Below are 19,591 nucleotides of genomic sequence, written 5' to 3' on the forward strand. Positions count from 1 at the left end.
CTTGAGATGTCCGTGGTCGAACGACAGGAGTGGGACGTCGTCGTGGTCGGCGCCGGCGGAGCCGGGCTGCGCGCCGCGATCGAGGCCCGCGAACGGGGCGCCCGCACGGCGGTGATCTGCAAGTCGCTGTTCGGCAAGGCCCACACGGTGATGGCCGAGGGCGGCATCGCGGCCGCCATGGCCAACGTCAACTCCGGTGACAACTGGCAGGTCCACTTCCGCGACACCATGCGCGGCGGGAAGTTCCTCAACCAGTGGCGCATGGCCGAGCTGCACGCCCGCGAGGCCCCCGACCGGGTGTGGGAGCTGGAGACCTGGGGCGCGCTGTTCGACCGTACGAAGGACGGCCGGATCTCGCAGCGCAACTTCGGCGGCCACGAGTACCCGCGGCTCGCGCACGTCGGCGACCGCACGGGACTGGAGCTGATCCGCACGCTCCAGCAGAAGATCGTGGCGCTCCAGCAGGAGGACCACAAGGAGACCGGGGAGTACGAGTCCCGGCTGAAGGTCTTCCAGGAGTGCACGGTCACCCGGGTCCTCAAGGACGGCGGCCGTGTCTCCGGGGTCTTCGCCTACGAGCGCGAGTCGGGCCGTTTCTTCGTCCTCGAAGCGCCCGCCGTCGTCATCGCCACCGGTGGCATCGGCAAGTCCTTCAAGGTGACGTCGAACTCGTGGGAGTACACGGGCGACGGGCACGCGCTGGCGCTGCTCGCGGGGGCGCCGCTGCTGAACATGGAGTTCGTGCAGTTCCATCCGACGGGCATGGTCTGGCCGCCGTCGGTGAAGGGCATCCTCGTCACCGAGTCGGTGCGCGGCGACGGCGGGGTCCTCAGGAACTCCGAGGGCAAGCGGTTCATGTTCGACTACATCCCGGACGTCTTCAAGGAGAAGTACGCGCAGTCCGAGGAGGAGGGCGACCGCTGGTACGAGGACCCCGACCACAACCGGCGGCCCCCCGAGCTGCTCCCCCGTGACGAGGTGGCCCGCGCCATCAACGCGGAGGTGAAGGCGGGCCGGGGCTCCCCGCACGGCGGGGTCTTCCTGGATGTGTCGACCCGTATGCCGGCCGAGGTGATCCGCCGCCGACTGCCCTCGATGTACCACCAGTTCAAGGAGCTGGCCGACGTCGACATCACCGCGGAGGCCATGGAGGTCGGCCCCACCTGCCACTACGTGATGGGCGGCATCGCCGTCGAGTCGGACACGGCGGCGGCGCGCGGGGTGCCGGGGCTGTTCGCGGCCGGGGAGGTGGCCGGCGGGATGCACGGCTCCAACCGGCTGGGCGGCAACTCCCTGTCCGACCTGCTGGTGTTCGGCCGCCGGGCCGGGCTGCACGCGGCCGAGTACGCGACGGGCCTCGCCGGGGCACGGCCCCCGGTGGACGACGAGCAGGTCGACGCGGCCGCCGCCGAGGCGCTGCGCCCGTTCTCCGCCGAGGGCGAGGTCCGCCCCGAAGGGCAGCCGCCGGAGAACCCGTACACCCTGCACCAGGAGCTCCAGCAGGCCATGAACGACCTGGTCGGCATCATCCGCCGCGAGGGCGAGATGGAGCAGGCCCTTCAGAAGCTGGCCGATCTCCGGGTGCGGGCGCGCCGGGCCGGCGTCGAGGGACACCGGCAGTTCAACCCGGGCTGGCACCTCTCCCTGGACCTGCGGAACATGCTGCTGGTCAGCGAGTGCGTGGCGCGGGCCGCGCTGGAGCGCACCGAGTCGCGCGGCGGCCACACCCGCGAGGACCACCCGGCGATGGACCGCGACTGGCGGCGGCTCAACCTGCTGTGCCGGCTCACCGACCCGACGGGCGGGCTCGCGGCCACCGACCCCGTCGCGGGCCAGATCTCCCTGACGCGGGAGACCACCGATCCCATCCGCCCGGACCTGCTCGCCCTCTTCGACAAGGAGGAGCTGGTCAAGTACCTCGCCGAAGAGGAGCTGTACGAGTGAGCAGCCACGAGGAGCCACGGTCATGAGCGGCTACACGGCCCACTTCAGGGTGTGGCGGGGCGATGTCGGGGGCGGCGGCCTGGAGGACTTCAAGGTCGAGGTCAACGACGGCGAGGTGGTGCTGGACATCATCCACCGCCTCCAGGCGACGCAGGCCCCGGACCTCGCCGTCCGCTGGAACTGCAAGGCCGGCAAGTGCGGTTCGTGCTCGGCGGAGATCAACGGCCGTCCCCGGCTGATGTGCATGACCCGGATGTCGGTGTTCGAGCGGGACGAGACGATCACGGTCACTCCCCTGCGGGCCTTCCCCGTCGTACGGGACCTGGTGACGGACGTCGGCTTCAACTACCAGAAGGCGAGGGAGGTTCCGTCGTTCGTACCGCCGGAGGGCCTCGGCCCCGGTGAGTACCGGATGATGCAGGAGGACGTGGACCGTCCGCAGGAGTTCCGCAAGTGCATCGAGTGCTTCCTGTGCCAGGACACCTGCCATGTGGTCCGCGACCACGAGGAGAACAAGCCGGCGTTCGCGGGCCCCCGCTTCCTCATGCGCGTCGCCGAACTGGACATGCACCCGCTGGACGCGGCCGAGGACACCGGCCTGGACCGCAAGCGCACCGCGCAGGACGAGCACGGCCTCGGCTACTGCAACATCACCAAGTGCTGCACGGAGGTCTGCCCCGAGGGCATCCGGATCACGGACAACGCGCTCATCCCGTTGAAGGAACGGGCCGTCGACCGCAAGTACGACCCGCTCGTCTGGCTCGGCTCGAAGATCAGGAGGCGCTCCCCGGCGGACTGAGCGCCCCCGCCCGGCGCCGCACCGCGACGCCGGGCGACCGGGCCGCGTCCGGGACGTCTTTGCCTCCTCCCGGTCGCGACCCGGCGGGTCCGGCCATACGCTCCCAAATGTGACGTCGCGTTCGAGGAGCAATCGATCGCGCGGCGCCACGTCGCACATAGGGGTGCGGGTGGCGCACGCCGCGTTCGGCGGGATGACCGCCTTGGTCTGGCTGCTGCTGGCCCCGTTGACGGACTCGCCGGACACGGGCCACCGGACGCCCGCGGCGGCGGCCGCGTCCCCGGCGGTCGCCGAGTGGTCGGGAGGGTCCGTGGGGTCCGCGGACATCGGCCCGTCGCCGTTCCCGGTCGGCGCCCGGCGGGCCGTGGCCGTCGGCGCGGACGACGCGGCGCCCGCCGACGACGGGAGTTCGGCGACGGATCTGATCCTGCCGGTCGCGGTCGCCGCGGTGGTCGCCGGGTTCGCCGTGTACTCACTCGTCCGGCGCAAGCGGCGCGCGGCGCTGCGGACGACGACACCGGCCGGGACCTTCGAAGAGCATCTGCCCCCGCTGCCGGACCTGCACCGACGGGGCCGCCGTCTGCTGGTGGAGACGGACGACTGCGTCCGTACCGGCGCCGAGGAACTCCGCTTCGCCGTCGCCCGGGCGGGCCCTCGGGCGGCCCAGCCCTTCACCGACGCCCTGACGGACGCGCGCCGCGAGGTCGAGGCGGCCTTCCGGCTCCGGCAGCGGCTCGACGACACCACCGGCACGCTGCCGCCGGACGAGGAGCGCGCCCTGCTGGAGGAGATCCTCGCCCGTTGCACGATGGCCCAGCGACGCCTCGACATCGCCGCCCCCGCCTTCGACCAGCTCCGGGCCCTGGAACGCGACGCGGTCCCGGCGCTACAGAGCGCGGAGGCCCGCTTCCGTGAGCTGACCGGCCGTACGGCGACGGCGGCCGCCACCCTCGCCGGGCTCCGCGAGCGCTACGCCCCCGACGTCGTCCTCCCCGTCACCGGTCACGCCGAACACGCCGAGGACCGGCTGGTGTTCGCGACGGCCGAGCTGAACCGGGCCCGCCAGTTCACCTACGCGGGTGACCCGCTCACCGCCGCCGTGCATCTGCGGGCCGCCGAGGGCGCCATCGACCAGGCGGACGTCCTCGTGACGGGGGTGGAGCGGCTCGCCGCGGAGCTGGCACGCGCCGCCGGCGCGACGAAACAGGGGGCGCCCCGTGAGGGCACGTACGCCGACCCCCTCGACACCCTCTGCCGAGAGGACCGCTGGCTGCTCCCGGCCCGCAGCGTGGTGGCCACCACGAGGGACTACGTCACGACGCACCGCGGAGCGGTGGGAGCAACGGCAAGAACCCGCCTGGCGGAAGCGGAGCGCTGCGCGGCCATCGCCGAGGCGGCGGCCCTCCGGGAAGGGCCGACCGGAGCGGAGGGGGCCGACGAGGTGGAGGGGGCCGAGGCGGACGGGGTCGACAGGGGCGAGGGGCCTGGGGCCGGAGGGGCCGAGACTTCCGGGGTCGACGCGGCCGAGCGGGCCGGGGCTGACGGGGCCGAGGGGGCCGAAGGGTCTGGGGCTGACGAGGCCTATCGGGCCGACGCGGTGGCGTCTCCGGGCGACGAGAGTGCCGGGGCGGGTGCGGCCGGCGAGGCAGCGCGCTCGGAGTACGGGACCGTCTCGGAGGGCGCGGCCGGGGAGGCGTCCTCCCCGGAGGAGGGGACCGCCGAGCAGGGCGCGGCCGGCCATGCGGTGGGCCTGGGTGACGGGACCGCCGAGGGGGGCGCGGCCGGGGAGGCGGCCGCCTCGGCTGACTGGACCGCCGAGGGAGACACGGCGCCCCAGGGCGATGAGACGGCCGCCGTGGAGACCACTGATGTCGAGAGTGCCCGGCGTGCCCACTCCCTTGCCCGGGAGGCGTGGCGGCTGGCCGAGCAGGACGTGCGGGAGTACGGCGAGCCGTACGAGGGGCCGGTCGGCGACGGGATGGCCGGGGCGCTGCTGGGCGGCGTCATCCTCGGGGACACCCGGGGCGGCGGCCGGATCACCCCACGGGGCCCGGCCTGCTTCGGCGGCACGGCGACCCGTGCCCGCAGGGCGGCGACCCCGGGCTAGGTACAACGCCGCAGACGCGCGTGCCAAGCCCCGCGGCCCAGGCGTGATCCAAACGACAGGCCCTAGGTCGGCGTCGGCTCTCACGTGCCTCTGTCCTGCGGGCCCGTGGCCGAGCGGCGTGCCCCCTCTGCCCTAGAACAGGCTCAGCAACGCCTCCGCCGGGTCCGTGAGGCCGCCCTCTTCTCCGGGGAGCGGCAGTTCGAACCACACGGTCTTGCCGCGGGGTGTGCGGCGGGAGCCCCACGCGGCGGAGAGCAGACCGACGAGTTGGAGCCCCCGGCCGCCCTCGTCCGTGTCGCGGGCGCGGCGGCGGCGCGGCTGGACCAGCCCGGCGTCCCAGACCTCGCAGACGAGGGTCCTGTCGAGGAGCAGCCGGAGCCGTATCTCGCCCTCGCCGTAGCGCAGCGCGTTGGTGACCAGCTCACTGACGAGCAACTCGGCCGTGTCGACCAGTGGTTCGAGGTCCCAGCTGAGCAACTGACCCCGGGCGTACTCCCGGGCGCGTCCCACGCTGCGCGGCTCACGGGGCAGGGTCCAGTCGCCGACGGAGTCGGACGGCAGCCCCTGGACACGTGCCATCAGAAGGGCGATGTCGTCCTCGCCGTGATGTGTGTCGAGGGTGTTGAGGACGTGGTCGCAGACGTCCTCCAGCGATCGGGGGCCGTCGGAGCGCCCCGCGGCCGACGGCTGGGCGGGGTCGGTGAGGGCGCCGACGAACGCCTGGAGTCCCTCGTCGAGGGGATGGTCGCGTGATTCGACCAGTCCATCCGTGTAGAGCGCCAGCAGCGCGCCCTCGGGCAGTTCGACCTCGACCTCCTCGAACGGCTCACCACCGACGCCGAGCGGCATGCCGGGCGGCACGTCGAGCATCAGCGCGCTCTCACCGGGCTCGACCAGCACGGGCGGCAGATGGCCCGCGTTGGCGAAGGTGCAGCGCCGGGTGACCGAGTCGTAGACGGCGTACACGCAGGTCGCGAGGTACACCTCGGAGAGGTCCTTGTCGCGGGGCCGGCTGGCGGCGGTGCGGGAGGCGGACTGGACGCCGCCGGGGTTGCCGAGGCCGCGGGCGATCTCGTCGAGCGCGGAGAGGACCTCGGCGGGTTCGAGGTCGAGCAGGGCCAGGGTACGGACGGCCGTGCGGAGTTCACCCATGGCGACCGCGGCGCGCAGGCCCCGGCCCATGACGTCGCCGACGACGAGTGCCGTGCGGTGGCCGGGGAGTTCGATGACGTCGAACCAGTCGCCGCCCACCTCGGTGGCCGCGTTGCCCGGCAGATAGCGGCAGGCGATGTCCAGGCCGGAGGCCTCGGGGTCGCCCGGCGGCAGCAGGGAGCGCTGCAGGATGAGGGCGCGTTCGTGTTCGCGCCGGTAGAGGCGGGCGTTGTCGATGCAGACGGCGGCGCGGGCGGCCAGTTCGACCGCGAGGGCCCGGTCGCGTTCCCCGAACGGTTCGCTGCCCTTGGTACGGGAGAACTGCACGAGCCCGACGACGGTGTCGTGGGCGACCATCGGCACGGCGAGCGTCGTCTGGATGAGGTTGCCCTCTTCGGGGACCTGCTGGGGGCGGGCGGTGCGCAGGGCGTCCGCGCAGGGCGAGTTGAACGGGTAGTGGTGGACCGCGCCGACGCGCACCGGGGCGGGCCCGCCGACGAAGGGCGCGTCGGAGACGGCGCTGGCGAAGGCGACGCGGCGCAGTTCGGCGCTGCCGTCGGCGAGTCCGGGCGGGGTCTCGTCGCCGACGAGGAGGCCCTGGTAGAGGTCGACGGCGGCCAGGTCGCAGAAGTTGGGGACGACCACGTCGAGGAGTTCGCGGGCGGTGGTCTCCAGGTCGAGGGAGTTGCCGATGCGCGAACCGGCCTCGTTCAGGAGGGCGAGATTGCGCCGTGCGGCGGCGGCCTCGCGGGCGGCGGCGCGGCGGGCCGTCACATCGATGCCGAGCCAGGCGATGCCGATGGGGCGGCCGGTGCCGCTGTGCACCCGGTAGAGGTTGACGGACCAGTGGCGGCGTTCCTCGGAGCCGGGCACGAACCCGGAGATGTGCATGTCGGTGATGGAGTCACCGGTCTCCAGGACCCGGCGCAGGGTGGCCTCGACCCGCTCGGCCTCCGGGGACCGGAGGTAGTCGTGGACGCCCCGGCCGCGGTGGTCGTCGACATGGCCGCCGTAGATGGAGGCGAACCGCTGGTTGGCGCGCCGCACCCGGAGGTCGGTGTCTATCAGCAGGAAGCCGAAGGGAGATTGGCCGAATATCGCCTGTGAGGCGGCGAGGTCGGTCTCGATGCGGCGCAGTGTGCGCACGTCCACCACGATGCACACGGCGGCCCGTTCACCGCCCTCGACGGTGGTGGGCATCACGTAGACCTCGGCGAGCCCCTCGACCCCTTCGGGTCCCGGCACCCGGAAGGGCACCACTCCGGTCCACTCCCGGCCGTCGAGGACCTCGGCCATCTTCCGCTGGCCCTCTTCGCGCCGGTCGGGGTCGACGAACGCCTCGATGGGGTCCATGCCCACGGCCCGCGCGGCCGAGATACCGAACAACTGCTCGGCGCGCAGGCTCCACTGGTCGACGAGACCGTCCGGGCCGATGGAGAACGAGGCCACCTTGATGTAGTCGTATATCGATCCGGGCGGGCTGGTCTGCCACATCGGGTCGCCGGGCCCCTGACCGGCCAGGACACCGGCGGCCGCGACGGCGTCGGCGGCCTCACCCCCGACCGCCGCCGGACGGCCGGCCGACGGTCGACTTCCGGACGCGGGCCCCCGGGCGCCACCGTCCGCGGCGGCGGAAGCGCTTCCATCCTCGCGCGTGACGTCGTCGCGTGCGGCGCGGCCCAGGCCGGAATCGTCTGCGGCCTCGGGCCTCGCGCGGTCCCTCGGGCCCTTCGGCTCCGTGGACTCCGTGGCCTTCGCTGGTATCTCGCTCACGCGAACCGTCCCCTCCAGCTCACCGCGTCCGGCTTCGGTCACCAGGGGCGGCTGCCCGCAGTATCCAGCACTACGGCGCCGCGCAACACGGTGTTCACGATCACAGCACGGTCCCGATCGTTTTTGGACCGGCTGGGACATACTCCCAAGTCTTCTAACCAGGCGTTGCCCGCTCGAACCAAAGACTCCAGCCAGCGCTACTGGCTTGAACCGATCGGTCGCACGCGCGCCCCGGGGAGCCGCCCCTTGCCCGGTCCGTACGCCGTGGACGCCGGTCGTGCACCAGGTCTTTCACCTCGTACGCCCACAGGTGCGGTCAGTCGGGAACCGCCAACTCGAACCAGACCGTCTTGCCCGATTCACCGGGCCGGGTACCCCAGGCCCGCGCGGAGCAGGCCACGAGTCGCAGTCCTCGGCCTCCTTCGTCGTCCAGGTCGGCGGTCCGCTCGCGCGGTGGGTCGGGCAGCGGGTCGGAGACCTCGACGAGCAGAGTGCCGGGCGAGCCGTCGGAGCGTACGAGGCGTACGCCGATGGGGCCGGTGGCGTGCCGCAGGGCGTTGGTCACCAACTCGCTCACCAGCAGGGCGGCGATGTCCCCGACGGAGTCGAGCCCCCATGCGCGCAGCCGGTCGCGGACCACGGCACGGGCGGTCCGCACGGCGCCGGGCTCCGCGGGAAAGGTCCACTCGGCGCAGTCGTCACCGTTGTCGATCACGCCGATCACTTCCCAGTCAGAAGCGGACCCTGTCCGGTTTCATGGGGTTAATGGGCACATACCCGATATCCAACCTCGAGTACCGCGCATGAGGGCGCACTGTGGCACAAACAGCGCAGTGAGCGCATCCCCCCGCACGCGACGCGTCAGAAAGGGGCGCACGGAACCCCGAAGCGGGGGCGCTCAGACGCCCCCGGGACCCCAGGCCAGTCGCACGGTCTCCATCACGGCCGGAACGTCCTGGTCGAGCCAGTCGACGTCCCACACCTCGTCCGCGCTGAGCCAGCGCAGCTCGTCGTGGTCCTCCAGCGGCCGGGGCTCACCGGAGAGGAGATGCGCGATCCAGACGCGCAGGACATAGCCGGAGCCCACCGGCCACTCCCCCGGCACCCGCTCGGCGGACTTCGCCTCGACGCCGAGCTCCTCGCGCAGCTCCCGCACGAGGGCCTGTTCGGGGGGCTCGCCGGGCTCCACCTTGCCGCCGGGCAACTCCCAGCGTCCGGCCAGCTCGGGCGGCGCGCTGCGACGCGCGGCGAGCAGCCGGCCGTCCTTCAGCAGGGCGGCACCCACCACCACGATCGGTTCGGTCATGCGCGGGAGCCTACGGGAGCGGACGGCAGCGTCGGGCGGGGTGAATCACTTGCTCCCACTCTGACCGTTCTGGCCGTTCTGCCCGATGCGCTCGACCCAGTAGAGCTGCTTGTGTCCGCGACTGTCGAGGCTGTCCGCGATCTTCTGCGCCTCGGCGCGGGTCGCGTACCGGCCGACGCGATAGCGATTGCCGTTGTCGTCCTGCCGTATGACGAGCCAGGGAAGAGTGATCGTGCCGTCGTTCATCGACCCCCACCGCTCCTTCCCACCTCGGCCGATCCGAGTCCCGTCCCCGGATTCCGCCGCACCCCGCCACCTAAGGAAACCGCAATCCGCATATGCCCGAGCGTACGCCTAACCTTTACGCAGCGAATCCGTCTTTTCACAAAGAGGTACGCAACAAGCCAAGATGAGAGGGGCGCACCCCGTCGAACGCGCCACCGCTCACCACCCGTGCACCTTTTCGCGCCCCAACGAGCAGCCGTCCAGCACCTCCAGGGCATACCGGGAGGCCGTCAGGGCACACCGTCGCCCGACGGCAAGAACGACCGGATCCGAACGGCGTTCGGACGCCCCCGAAAGCGCCGACGCCTCCAACTTCCCTCAGGCAAAGGCCACTTGACCCATGCCCGCGTCACCGTCCGATACACGCGGAATTTCCGGATTCCCGGGACGGGTGGGCATTCCCGGCGGACCGACAGGCCTCGACGGGCCGATGGCGTCGCTCACTTGACCGGCAGATGGTAAGAGACCCGGTACCGGTCGGCCGGCACCACCACGTCCGCCGTCTCCACCGGGCGGCCCGAGGCGAAGTACGTCCGCTGCACGACCAGGACGACATGTCCGGGGACGCCACCCAGGGCGAGGAGTTCCTCCGCGAGGCCGGGGCGGGCGCCGACCTCCTCCGTGACGTTGTCCACGATCACGTCGATCGCGGCCATGCGCTCGACGACCCCCATTCCGCCGAGCGGGCCCTCCTCGGGGAGCATCACGGGGGTCCGCCCGGTGAGGGCGAGGGGCTCCCAGGAGGTGGAGAGCATCATCACCTCGCCCGCGTCCCGGAACGTGTACTTCGTGCACATCACCCGGTCCCCGGGCTGGATGGCCAGCCGCTCCGCGATCGCGCCACTCGCCACGACCTGCTCGCTGCGCGACTCCCAGGTGCCGCGGGCGGCGACGTCGGCCTGCTCCTGCCGGAACGGCGTGGCCCCGCCGACGGGACGGAACCCGGAGCGGGCCACCCGGCGCGGCACCGGCCGCTCCCGCACATACGTGCCCGATCCGGAGCGGCCCTCCACCAGCCCCTCGGCCATCAGCACCTTGCGCGCCTCCAGCGCGACCGTGTCGGAGACGCCGTACTCCTCGCGGATCCGCGCCTGGGAGGGGAGACGGGTGTGCGGCGGCAGCGATCCGTTCACGATCTTCTTGCGGAGATCACCCGCGACACGCAGATACGCCGGCTGCTCACCGAAAGTCACTGGCCGCTCCCATCAGGCTCTACAGACAGCAACAGCCTGGCAACCGTCGGTTGTGCCATGCAAGCAAAGGCCAAGGAATCACTCGATGTGATGACATGTGCCCGGGGAGGCCTTTACGCAGGCACTTTCTCCCCGCTATGGACGCCGTCACACCTGCGCGCGGGGCTCTCTCTCGGCGTCGCCGCCGCCCGCGCCTTCCTCGTCGCTGATCTCGGGAGTGGTGGCCAGACCCAGAGCCTCGCGGGCCGTGACCGCCTTGGGGCCGTCGGTCAGCCGGTGCGCCCGGTCCCAGTGGTCACTGAACTCGTCGGCGTCGCTCGCGTCGGCGGCGCCCTGCCACTCCTCGCGGGCCCGGTCCAGGGCCTTGGCGTAGGCGGTCACCGCCTTCTCGGCGCCGGGCTCCCAGTCGTGCGCCCGCAGGGCCGCCGCCTGCTGTTCCAGGGCGTCGACCACCTCGGGTGCCCACGCCTTGTGGGCGGGCAGGTCGTCGCTGACGTAGTCCGTGTCGGGCAGGCCCTCGAAGGCCTCGTTGAGGAGGGCGTCGGCCTGGAGGAACGCGAACTGGTCGGCGTCGAGGGTGGTCCCGTCCTGACGCAGCGAGCCGGTCAGACCCGCCTCCGCGTCCTCGTTGCCGAACACACAGGCCACCTGACGGTCGCCGTACCGCCAGCTCTGCCGGGTGGGCGTGTAGTAGTACACGTCGACGTCGGCCGGCATCGCCCAGGTGTCCATGACGTACGAGGCGGACAGGTCGTAGCACCGGTCGGCGGCGTCCTCGACCTCGTCGTCGCCCGGGTACTCCCCGTCCCGCAGCCGGAACTCGGCGAACACCTCGGCGTCGTGCCGCCCCTCGCACGGCACCACGTCGACGTCGTACGTGTAGCCCTCCAGGGAGCCGTTCGGCGCGTCGAAGCACTCGCCCTTCTTCACCGAGAAGGTGGTGCCCGCGCCGCTCGCCGCGTCCCGGAAGCCGTCCCACGCGTCGCGCGCGCCGCCCGTGGTGAGCGCGAGCGTCATCAGCAGCGCGCCGGTCGCCGACAGGGCGATTCCGGCCACCGCCATGCCCTTGCCGCGCTCCCCCTTCCGCTTGATCTGCACCAGGGCGAGGACGCCGAGGACCAGACCCGCGCCCGGCAGCAGGCACATGACGCCCAGGACGAGCGCGGCGATCGCGAGCCCGTTGACCTGCGGGGGCAGCGGCGCCGGGTAGGCCCGCCCCCAGGCCTGACCCCAGGGCTGGGGCGCCACCGGGTACGGCTGTCCCGGCGCGGACTGAGGCTGCCCCGAAGGCGGGAACGGGCCACCCTGAGGCGGCTGGGCCCCGGGGGGCGGGGGTGTGGCCACGGGTCGCGTGCTCCTTGCGCCGGCGTGAGGGGAACTGGCGTACGACTTTCGTACGGCTTGGCGCATGGTAAGCGCGGGCCGGGCGGGGGCGACACGCGGGGCGCGGACCCGGGGGCCCGGCACCGGTCACAAGGAAGTGCACAGGGCCCCCGCACCCGAGGAACGGCGGTCGCGACACGACGGTCGTGCCGCTGCCATGACACACCGTCATACGTCACCGTCGTCGACGCACCCACTTACCCTGCGTGCATGACACCTCTGCCGGATCGCTTCTGCCCGACGGACGGCACCCGCGTCCCCGCCGCCTCCCTCGCCTGGTGCTGCCCGGCCTGCCGCGGCCCCCTGGACCTCGACTTCGCGCCCACCCCCGCACCCCTCAAGTCCCTGGCCGGCCGGGTGAACTCGCTCTGGCGGTACGCCGAGTGCCTTCCCCTCGCCACACCGTCGGTCTCACTCGGCGAGGGCCGCACCCCGCTCGTCGAGCTCACGGACGGCATCTCCGCGAAGCTCGACTATCTGATGCCGACGCTGTCCTTCAAGGACCGGGGCGCGGTGCTCCTCGCCGAACTTGCGCTGCGGCTCGGGCCGAGCCGGGTCGTAGCCGACAGCAGCGGCAACGCGGGCACGGCGGTCGCCGCGTACTGCGCGCGCGCCGCGCTGCCCTGCACGGTGTACGTCCCCGTCGGCACCTCGGCGAAGAAGCTGGAGCAGATCGACGTGCACGGCGCGCGGCTCCGGATCGTCGAGGGGGACCGCGAGGCGGCGGCGGCAGCGGCCCGTGAGGCGGCGGACGAGGAGGGCGTCTTCTACGCCTCGCACGTCTACAACCCCTACTTCCTCCACGGCACGAAGACCTACGTCCACGAACTGTGGGAGGACCTCGGCGGCCGCCTCCCGGACGTCCTGGTCGTCCCCGTGGGCAACGGCACACTGCTGCTCGGCGCCGCTCTCGCCGTCGCCGAACTCCACGCGGCGGGCCTGATCGACCGCCGGCCGGCCCTGTACGCCGTCCAGTCGGCGGCGGTCGCCCCCCTGGCCCACGCGTGGGCCGAGGGTGCGGACGACCTCGTCGGCACCACCCCCATGGCGCCGACCCACGCCGAGGGCATCGCCATCCCGCGCCCGCCCCGGGCCCGCCAGATCCTGCGGGCCGTACGGGACTCCGGCGGCAGGTTCCTCACCGCCACCGAGGACCAACTCCGCCACGCCCAGCGCGATCTCGCCTCCCGGGGCCTGTTCGTCGAGGCGACGGGGGTGGCCTGCTGGGCCGCCGTACGGGAGGGGGCACTGGGGACCCGCACAGCGGTGGTCCCGCTGTGCGGGGCGGGGCTGAAGTCGGGGGTGGCGGGGAACTGAGGGGGCACCGGCCACGGGGTCAGCGGGGCGGCCTGACCTCGCGGCGCCGGACGGCCGCGGCGCCCCCGAGGGTGTCGAGGAGGTCGGCGAGCAGAGTGCGCGCGGCATCGAGGGCCGGGGCGCCGAAGCGCTGCCGGAGGCGCTCCTCCAGCACCGCCCGCGCACGGCGGGCGGCGGCGACGGCTTCGTGGCCGCGCGGTGTGAGCGTGACGCGCCGGACGCGGGCGTCCTGGGTGTCGGGCAGGCGTTCGGCGTAGCCGAGGCGCTCCAGTTCGGCGACCGCCTTGGAGGCGCCCTGCTGGGTCATGTCCAGCTTCTCGGCCAGCTCGCCGATGGTCGGCCGGGCGTGGAGGAGGTGCTGGAAGACATAGCCGTGGGACACGCGCAGGTCGGGGAAGCCGAGGCCGGCGAGTTCGTCCTGGACGGTGGAGGCGGCGGCGAGGCCGGCGAAGAGGGCGAGGGTGCCGGTGTCGAGGTCCCGCGGGTCGAGTGACTGCTGCTGCATGGGCCCACTCTGCCATTGGACAACCCCGATTGTGCAACCAAAGTTGTACAACTAAGGTTGTGGACATGCCGGAGTTCTCTGAGCACCCCGATGTCCGTACCGCCGTCCGCTACCACCGGGCGGTGTCCCGCTTCGCCCCGGCCGAGGAACTCGCCGCCTTCTTCCACCCGGACGCCGTCCATACGCAACTGCCCAACGCCCTCTTCCCGGACGGCACCGTCCGCCCGCTGCCCGACCTGATCGCCGCGTCGCGGCAGGGTCGGTCCATGCTCGCCGACCAGCACTTCGAAGTGATCAACGCGGTGGCCTCGGGCACCCAGGTCGCCCTGGAGGTCACCTGGTCCGGCACGCTGGCCGTACCCGTCGGCGACCTGGCCGCGGGGCAGGTGCTGCGCGCCCACATCGCGACGTTCCTCGAGTTCCGCGACGGAAGGATCACCGCCCAGCGCAACTACGACTGCTACGAGCGGCTGCGCCCCGCGACGGACTGACGCCCCCACGCCCGCTCAAGCTCGCGCTCACGCGTCGAACACCGTCGCCCGCGCCCGCTTCTCCCAGGTCCAGCGCGGCCAGGATCAGCGCCGCCGCCTATGCGGAGGCGTGCGGACGGCGGTGCCGGGCGGGCGGGGCCTCGGGGACTGGCCCTAGAACGCCACGAACCACAGCAGGGCGAGGGCCCCCGCCCCGGCCGCCGTCATCAGCATGTTGCTGCGCTTGTGGCCCAGCCAGAGCAGGAGTACCGCGGCGGCGACCGCCAGCACCCGCACCTCACCGTTGAACACGAGCAGCACCCCGAGAATCGCCAACGCCACCCACATGAGTCCCCCTCCCCCGACCTGCCGGTCCCCCTCCCCGAGGGCTGCCCGCGCGGAGAGATCGACATCCCCCGAACCACCGCGATCCGGGCGCACTCGGAGGGGGCGCGGCGCGTTGCGGGCGCGTGGCCTCAGTACCAGACGGAGAACGTGGCGTCGGCTCTGCCGGTGGCGGAGGAGATCGGGTCGATGCGCAGCGCGTAGTCGAAGTGCCGGATGTAGCGGTCCGGGTAGTTGTGGGAGCGGAACGACGACCAGGAGGGGTCGGCGAGTCCGGCGGTCTTGTGGAAGGTGGCGTCCTGGGCGAACCGGGTGGTGCCGTCGTTGGTGTCCAGTCGCAGCTGGTAGTAGGCGTGCCGTAGGTAGCGGGTCGGCTGGTTGACGGACTGGAAGGAGACGCCGGAGGAGTCGGCCAGCCCCGGCACCAGCTTCCACTGCGAGTCGGTGTAGGGGTCGAACGGGTACGGGTCGATGCGGCCGAGGGAGTCGACCTGTCGCCAGTATCTGTCGGGGAAGTTGTAGGACTTCAGCCGGTTCCAGGCAGGCTTGCCCCACTTGACGATCATGTTGTCGTACACCCTCTGGGGGATCGGCTTGATGTCGGCGTGCTTGGAGTTCAGCGGCTGGGTGTAGACGCGCCGGTCGGTGGCGGTCCAGGTGCCGGTGGAGAGGTCGTTGGTCTGGTAGGCGTAGAAGAGCGCGTTGGCGTCGCCCCACAGGTACCAGGTGCCGGCGGCCTCGGCGAGGATCGGGCCCTCGATGCCTCCTTGCGGCGCCAGGCCCGAGGTGAACTGGGTGAAGCTGCCGGGCGCGAGGGAGGTGGACCTCGCACCGACCAGGCTGTTGCGGCCCTTGTAGTACAGGTAGTTGACGCCGTTCACGTCCTTGGCCAGGGTGCCGTCGATGATGTCGTAGCCCGGGTCGAAGAAGACCTGCGGTGCCGTCACGGTCTGGAAGTCCGTCGTGTAGTTGACCATGATCACGTTGTGTCCGCTGCTGTTCACGGCCGAGTAGGTGAGGGCGTACTGGCCGCGGGAGGGGTCCCAGAAGGCCTCGGGCGCCCAGGTGTGGGTGGCCATGTCGTGCAGTTTCAGCAGGCGGTAGTTGTCGAAGGAGCGCAGGTCGGCGGAGTCCCAGACGTGGATGTACGGGGTCTTCCTGGTCCAGTCGGTGCCCTTCAGGTTGGTCGCCATGACGACGAAGGTGCCGTCCTGCTTGGGCAGGATGAAGGGGTCGCGCAGACCGCCGTCGCCCGCGGTCGGGGTGACGACGGGGTTGTTCTGGTTCAGCGGCATCCACTGCAGCGCGTCGGTGCTGACGGCGAGGTGCAGGCCGTAGTCCGTGCCGAGGTTTCTCGGTGACTGGGTGAAGTACGCCATGACGAACGGGGAGGTCGTCGCGGCGATCGCCGACTGGCTGCCGAGGGACAGCACGCCGGTGGTGGACAGCGGCACGGCCGCGGCCATGCCGAGGAAGAGCCGGCGCGAGGGAAGGGGTGTTGCGCTCATCTGGTGCCTCCGGGGCGTGGGGGAGGTGCGGGCGGATCCAGAACCGTGGGCGGCCCCGGCCCGGAGCCGCCCACGGGTTCGGTCACTCGTCAGTTCCAGGGAGCCGCGGTGAGCCAGCTGGTGTCCTGGGCCCACGACCTCGTGTTGTCCCAGGTGTTGGTGCCGCCGTTGCCGGCGATGTAGGCCGTGTAGTTGTAGTGGCGGAGGTACTTGGTCGGGAAGTTGACCGACTGGAAGGAGGTGCCGACGCCGCTGTTGCCCGCGGTGGGACAGAAGGTGGCGTCCTTCGCGAACGAGCTGCCGCCGCCGTCGGTGTTCAGGTACAGCTGGTAGTTGGAGTGGCGCAGGAACTGGCCGGGCTTGTCGGCGGACTCGAAGGACAGGCAGGAGGTGTTGGCCAGTCCGGCCCGGACGATCCAGGTCGCGTTGGCCTTGTCGGTGGCCGAGCTGGCGGAGTTGATGCTGGAGATGACGACCTTGGTGTCGGCCGTGTTGTGCCGCAGGTAGTGCGTGGTGCAGCAGGGCGAGGTGGTGGCCTGCAGGGAGACCCGCGAGCCGGGGGTGAGGGTTCCGGTGCTGGTCGAGCCGCTGTTGTAGCCGGCGGCGGTGATGTTGGCCTGGACGGCGTTCTCGGTGGCGTCCGAGGGGTAGCCCGCGGTCATGACGCCCTCGTAGAAGGTGCCTTGGCCGGTGTTGCTGTTGTCACCGCCGATGCCGAGGATGATCGCGCCCTGCTTCTTCATCGGGTTGTAGCCGCCGGCGGTGGGGCGTATGCCGTCGTAGAAGGTGGACAGGCTGCCCGACTGGGCGTTGCCGCCGCGGATGGCCCAGTGGTTCGGCTCGCCCTTGACGATGGCGGTCGTGAACCGGTGGTTGATGGTGGGGTCGCCCGCGTTCACTCCGCGGTTGACCCCGGAGAACAGGCCGTTCTCCAGGTCGGCCATGATCCAGGGGCCGGTGCCGCTGCCGGAGCCCCAGCCCGAGCTGGTGCCGAAGTAGATGGCCTCCATGGTGCCGTTGCCGTCGTCGTTGCCGGTCGTCTCGGCGTTGCCGTAGTCGAAGCAGCAGCCGCCGTTGACGTGCGTGCCGTCGAAGATGGCGTACATGCCCTCGGGCTGGTCGCCGGTGGCGATGCCGTTGGTGTTGTTGTTGCGGTAGCCGGTGCCGGGGGCGACATAGACGCCGTACGCCTTGTGGCCGCCGACCGTGATCGGCGCCTCGAAGGCGTTGGCGAGGTTGTCGTTCCCGCCCTCGGCCGGGCCGGGCCAGTACCCCTTGAGCGCCCGGGTGAGCTTGTTGCCCTTGCCTGACTGGTCGTAGATGACGCTGATGACGCAGCTGGTGTTCGCGCAGAAGGAGTCCTGCTGCGCGGCGTCGGCGACACCTCCGGCGGTCAGCGGGCCGATGTCCTTGGTCGCCTCGTCGGAGGCGCGCTGCACCTGGTACAGCGGGCCGTTGTACGTCCCGTACAGGGCGCGGGTGGTGCTGTGCGCGGCGACGCAGGGGGTGTTGCCCGCGGCGTAGATGTCGCACGGCCCCTGGGTGGCGGCCTGCGAGGGGGTGGCCGTGGCGGTGAGCAGACCGGCGGCGAGCGCGGCGGTGGCACCTGCCGCGAGCAACGCGCGTCTGACACTGCGTATCCACGGTGGCTTGATCATGCAGGGCTCCTTCATCAGGCGGGTGTGAGGGTGAGCGGACGTGTGCCTGTTTGTTCGGCCGTGCGGATGTGGGGGGTTGCGGTGGCGCCTCGGTGCCGGCGCCGAACTGGAGGCGCCGGCACCCCTGGCGACGGGGGTCAGTTCGTCACACGGAAGGTGGCGTCACCGCGGGCTGTCGCGGTGGTGATCGGGTCGAGGCGCAGCTGGTAGGCGTAGTGGCGGATGTAGCGGTCGGGGAAGTTGTACGACTGGAACGACGACCAGGTGGAGTCGGCGAGGCCGGCGACCTTGCGGAAGGTGGCGTCCGCGGCGAACTGGCTGCTGCCGTCGTTGAGGGCGAGCTGGAAGTCGTAGCTGGCGTGGCGCAGGAAGTAGCCGGGGTGGGCCACCGACTCGAAGGAGACGGTGCCGGTGCCTGCCAGGCCGGGCCTGATCCGGAACTGGGAGTCCTCGACGGGGGTGACGTTCGGGTCGATGCGCACGTCGAAGTCGAGCTGGCGCACGTACCGGTCCTGGAAGTTGTACGACTGGAGCCGCTGCGCGGGGCTGTTGGGCCAGCGGGAGAGCACACGGCTCTCCTCGGCTGCCGTGAGGGTCATGATCGCGCCGTGGCGCTTGGCGGTGCCGCCCATGTCGTAGGTGGTCGTCGGCTGAGGCCGGTAGGTGCTGACGTCGAACGGGTTGGTCGTCAGGATCGGCCTGTACTCGCGTACGCCCTGCGGGTTGTTGTAGTCGATGTAGAGGGCCCATTCGTCGCGGTCCCTGAACTTCATCCAGACCGGGCCTTCGACCACGTTGCCGGTGAGGCCGATGCTGGAGAGGTTGCCGAGGTTGGTCCACGTCCCGAGGATCGAGTTGCTGCCCTCGACGTTGTTCTGCCCGTCGCCGGAGACCCTCAGGTAGCGGTAGGGGCCTGTGCCGTCGGGCACCTCGGTCATCTGGGTGTCGACGACCGGGGTGCTGCCGGGCGGGTCGATCCAGATCTGCGGGGTCGTGATGGTGCGGAAGTCCTTGGTACGGGCGGAGTAGATGCGGTACTTGAAGATGCCGTTCACCGAGGCGTTGGTCGCCCAGTACAGGACGTAGTCGTTGGTCTCGGGGTTCCAGATCGCCTCCGGCGCCCACGCGTTCTTTCCGCCGGGGATCAGTCCGGCGGCGCTCAGCAGCCACGGCTTCGACCAGGTCACCAGGTCGGTCGACTCCCACACCACGAAGTTGGGGCTGCCGTTGGTGTACGTCGAGCCGCAGCGGATGCACAGGTCGGTCGCGATGATCCAGTACTTGCTGCCGTCGGGGGAGCGCACCAGTGCGGGGTCGCGCACCCCCTTCGTGCCGATCTTGGAGTTGAGGATCGGCGCTCCGCCGTTGAGGTCGTTCCAGTGCATGCCGTCCGCGCTGTGCGCGAGGTACAGCATCTGACCGGTCGCGGAGTCGCCGGTGAAGTGCACCATCAGATAGCCGGGGTCGGCGGCGGCCGCCCGCTGGGGCGTAGTCAGGGCTTGCCCGGTGAAGAGGAGGCAGACGGCGAGCAATATCACCGTCAGCCGGGCGCGGAGCGCAGACATGGGATCTCCTGTCGTGTGCGGGTGGCCACCGCCGGGCGGAGGGGGAGCGGGGTGGCGGGGGAACGTGGTCTCGGAACGGGCGGGACAGGACCCGGCCCCCGCGCTGACCGGAAGGACGAATCCGAACGACGGTGGGTCACCGCTTGGCCCCATGGCGCCGTGGTGACGGCGGGTCAGGGGGCGCGAGCACACGCATCAGCACAGGTGGAGCGCGGTTGCGGGACGGGGCCGGGAGTCTGTCCTTCTCAGCGCCCGTGCGGGCGTTTCGGATGGGCGGCGCT

The 19,591-nt window shown here is 71.6% G+C and carries 16 protein-coding genes; 5 read left to right on the forward strand and 11 right to left on the reverse strand.

Going from position 1 to position 19,591, the window contains the following annotated elements; genetic code table 11:
• The first annotated feature begins 6 nt into the window (after positions 1-6).
• From SMA5143A_RS14390 to SMA5143A_RS42975, 3 genes are all read left to right on the forward strand, one after another.
• Complete coding sequence (locus SMA5143A_RS14390; RefSeq protein WP_107463302.1) at positions 7-1,944, forward strand: fumarate reductase/succinate dehydrogenase flavoprotein subunit; 1,938 nt, start codon at positions 7-9, stop codon at positions 1,942-1,944.
• Between the two features lie 22 nt (positions 1,945-1,966).
• Complete coding sequence (locus SMA5143A_RS14395) at positions 1,967-2,743, forward strand: succinate dehydrogenase/fumarate reductase iron-sulfur subunit (protein ID WP_107463303.1); 777 nt, start codon at positions 1,967-1,969, stop codon at positions 2,741-2,743.
• A 109-nt stretch (positions 2,744-2,852) separates the two neighbouring features.
• Positions 2,853-4,850, forward strand: a complete 1,998-nt coding sequence (locus SMA5143A_RS42975) for a hypothetical protein (protein WP_181361849.1) — start codon at positions 2,853-2,855, stop codon at positions 4,848-4,850.
• Between the two features lie 132 nt (positions 4,851-4,982).
• Here SMA5143A_RS42975 and SMA5143A_RS14405 read toward each other — a convergent pair whose 3' ends face one another.
• The 6 genes from SMA5143A_RS14405 to SMA5143A_RS14430 form a co-directional block, all read right to left on the reverse strand.
• Positions 4,983-7,775: a SpoIIE family protein phosphatase gene (locus tag SMA5143A_RS14405; RefSeq protein WP_375136487.1), complete on the reverse strand. Its 2,793-nt coding sequence runs from the start codon at positions 7,773-7,775 to the stop codon at positions 4,983-4,985.
• A gap of 316 nt (positions 7,776-8,091) precedes the next feature.
• The gene (locus SMA5143A_RS14410) at positions 8,092-8,499 is read right to left on the reverse strand and encodes an ATP-binding protein (protein WP_107463304.1); all 408 of its coding nucleotides are present in this window, start codon (positions 8,497-8,499) and stop codon (positions 8,092-8,094) included.
• A gap of 174 nt (positions 8,500-8,673) precedes the next feature.
• Positions 8,674-9,081, reverse strand: a complete 408-nt coding sequence (locus tag SMA5143A_RS14415; RefSeq protein WP_055713410.1) for a (deoxy)nucleoside triphosphate pyrophosphohydrolase — start codon at positions 9,079-9,081, stop codon at positions 8,674-8,676.
• Positions 9,082-9,126: 45 nt separating this feature from the next.
• Entirely contained in the window at positions 9,127-9,327 is a 201-nt protein-coding gene (locus SMA5143A_RS14420; protein WP_055713409.1) for an SPOR domain-containing protein, read from the reverse strand.
• 479 nt (positions 9,328-9,806) lie between these two features.
• Positions 9,807-10,559, reverse strand: a complete 753-nt coding sequence (locus SMA5143A_RS14425; protein WP_099967308.1) for a GntR family transcriptional regulator — start codon at positions 10,557-10,559, stop codon at positions 9,807-9,809.
• A gap of 147 nt (positions 10,560-10,706) precedes the next feature.
• On the reverse strand, positions 10,707-11,903 hold the full coding sequence (locus tag SMA5143A_RS14430; protein ID WP_181361850.1) for a DUF4190 domain-containing protein: 1,197 nt from the start codon (positions 11,901-11,903) through the stop codon (positions 10,707-10,709).
• Positions 11,904-12,152: 249 nt separating this feature from the next.
• On the opposite strand from SMA5143A_RS14430, the gene SMA5143A_RS14435 reads away from it, so the two are divergent.
• Complete coding sequence (locus SMA5143A_RS14435; protein ID WP_107463306.1) at positions 12,153-13,259, forward strand: pyridoxal-phosphate dependent enzyme; 1,107 nt, start codon at positions 12,153-12,155, stop codon at positions 13,257-13,259.
• Between the two features lie 19 nt (positions 13,260-13,278).
• Here the strand turns inward: SMA5143A_RS14435 and SMA5143A_RS14440 are convergent, their stop codons facing one another.
• Positions 13,279-13,764 carry a MarR family winged helix-turn-helix transcriptional regulator gene (locus tag SMA5143A_RS14440; RefSeq protein WP_107463307.1) on the reverse strand — a complete coding sequence of 162 codons (486 nt, stop codon included), beginning with the start codon at positions 13,762-13,764 and terminating at the stop codon, positions 13,279-13,281.
• Positions 13,765-13,829: 65 nt separating this feature from the next.
• Between SMA5143A_RS14440 and SMA5143A_RS14445 the strand changes: the two genes are divergently transcribed.
• Positions 13,830-14,255 (forward strand): nuclear transport factor 2 family protein, encoded by a 426-nt coding sequence (locus tag SMA5143A_RS14445; protein ID WP_107463308.1) that lies wholly within the window; start codon positions 13,830-13,832, stop codon positions 14,253-14,255.
• A gap of 153 nt (positions 14,256-14,408) precedes the next feature.
• Here the strand turns inward: SMA5143A_RS14445 and SMA5143A_RS42980 are convergent, their stop codons facing one another.
• The 4 genes from SMA5143A_RS42980 to SMA5143A_RS14460 form a co-directional block, all read right to left on the reverse strand.
• The gene (locus SMA5143A_RS42980) at positions 14,409-14,576 is read right to left on the reverse strand and encodes a hypothetical protein (protein WP_181361858.1); all 168 of its coding nucleotides are present in this window, start codon (positions 14,574-14,576) and stop codon (positions 14,409-14,411) included.
• A gap of 134 nt (positions 14,577-14,710) precedes the next feature.
• On the reverse strand, positions 14,711-16,087 hold the full coding sequence (locus SMA5143A_RS14450) for a glycoside hydrolase family 43 protein (RefSeq protein ID WP_107463309.1): 1,377 nt from the start codon (positions 16,085-16,087) through the stop codon (positions 14,711-14,713).
• A gap of 89 nt (positions 16,088-16,176) precedes the next feature.
• Positions 16,177-17,745, reverse strand: coding sequence for an alpha-L-arabinofuranosidase B (locus SMA5143A_RS14455; protein ID WP_107463310.1), 1,569 nt, complete (start codon positions 17,743-17,745; stop codon positions 16,177-16,179).
• 137 nt (positions 17,746-17,882) lie between these two features.
• Positions 17,883-19,310 (reverse strand): glycoside hydrolase family 43 protein, encoded by a 1,428-nt coding sequence (locus tag SMA5143A_RS14460; protein WP_107463311.1) that lies wholly within the window; start codon positions 19,308-19,310, stop codon positions 17,883-17,885.
• Positions 19,311-19,591 lie beyond the last annotated feature (281 nt).

Source organism: Streptomyces sp. MA5143a (assembly GCF_900290235.1).
In the GTDB taxonomy this organism is placed as follows: Bacteria; Actinomycetota; Actinomycetes; order Streptomycetales; family Streptomycetaceae; genus Streptomyces.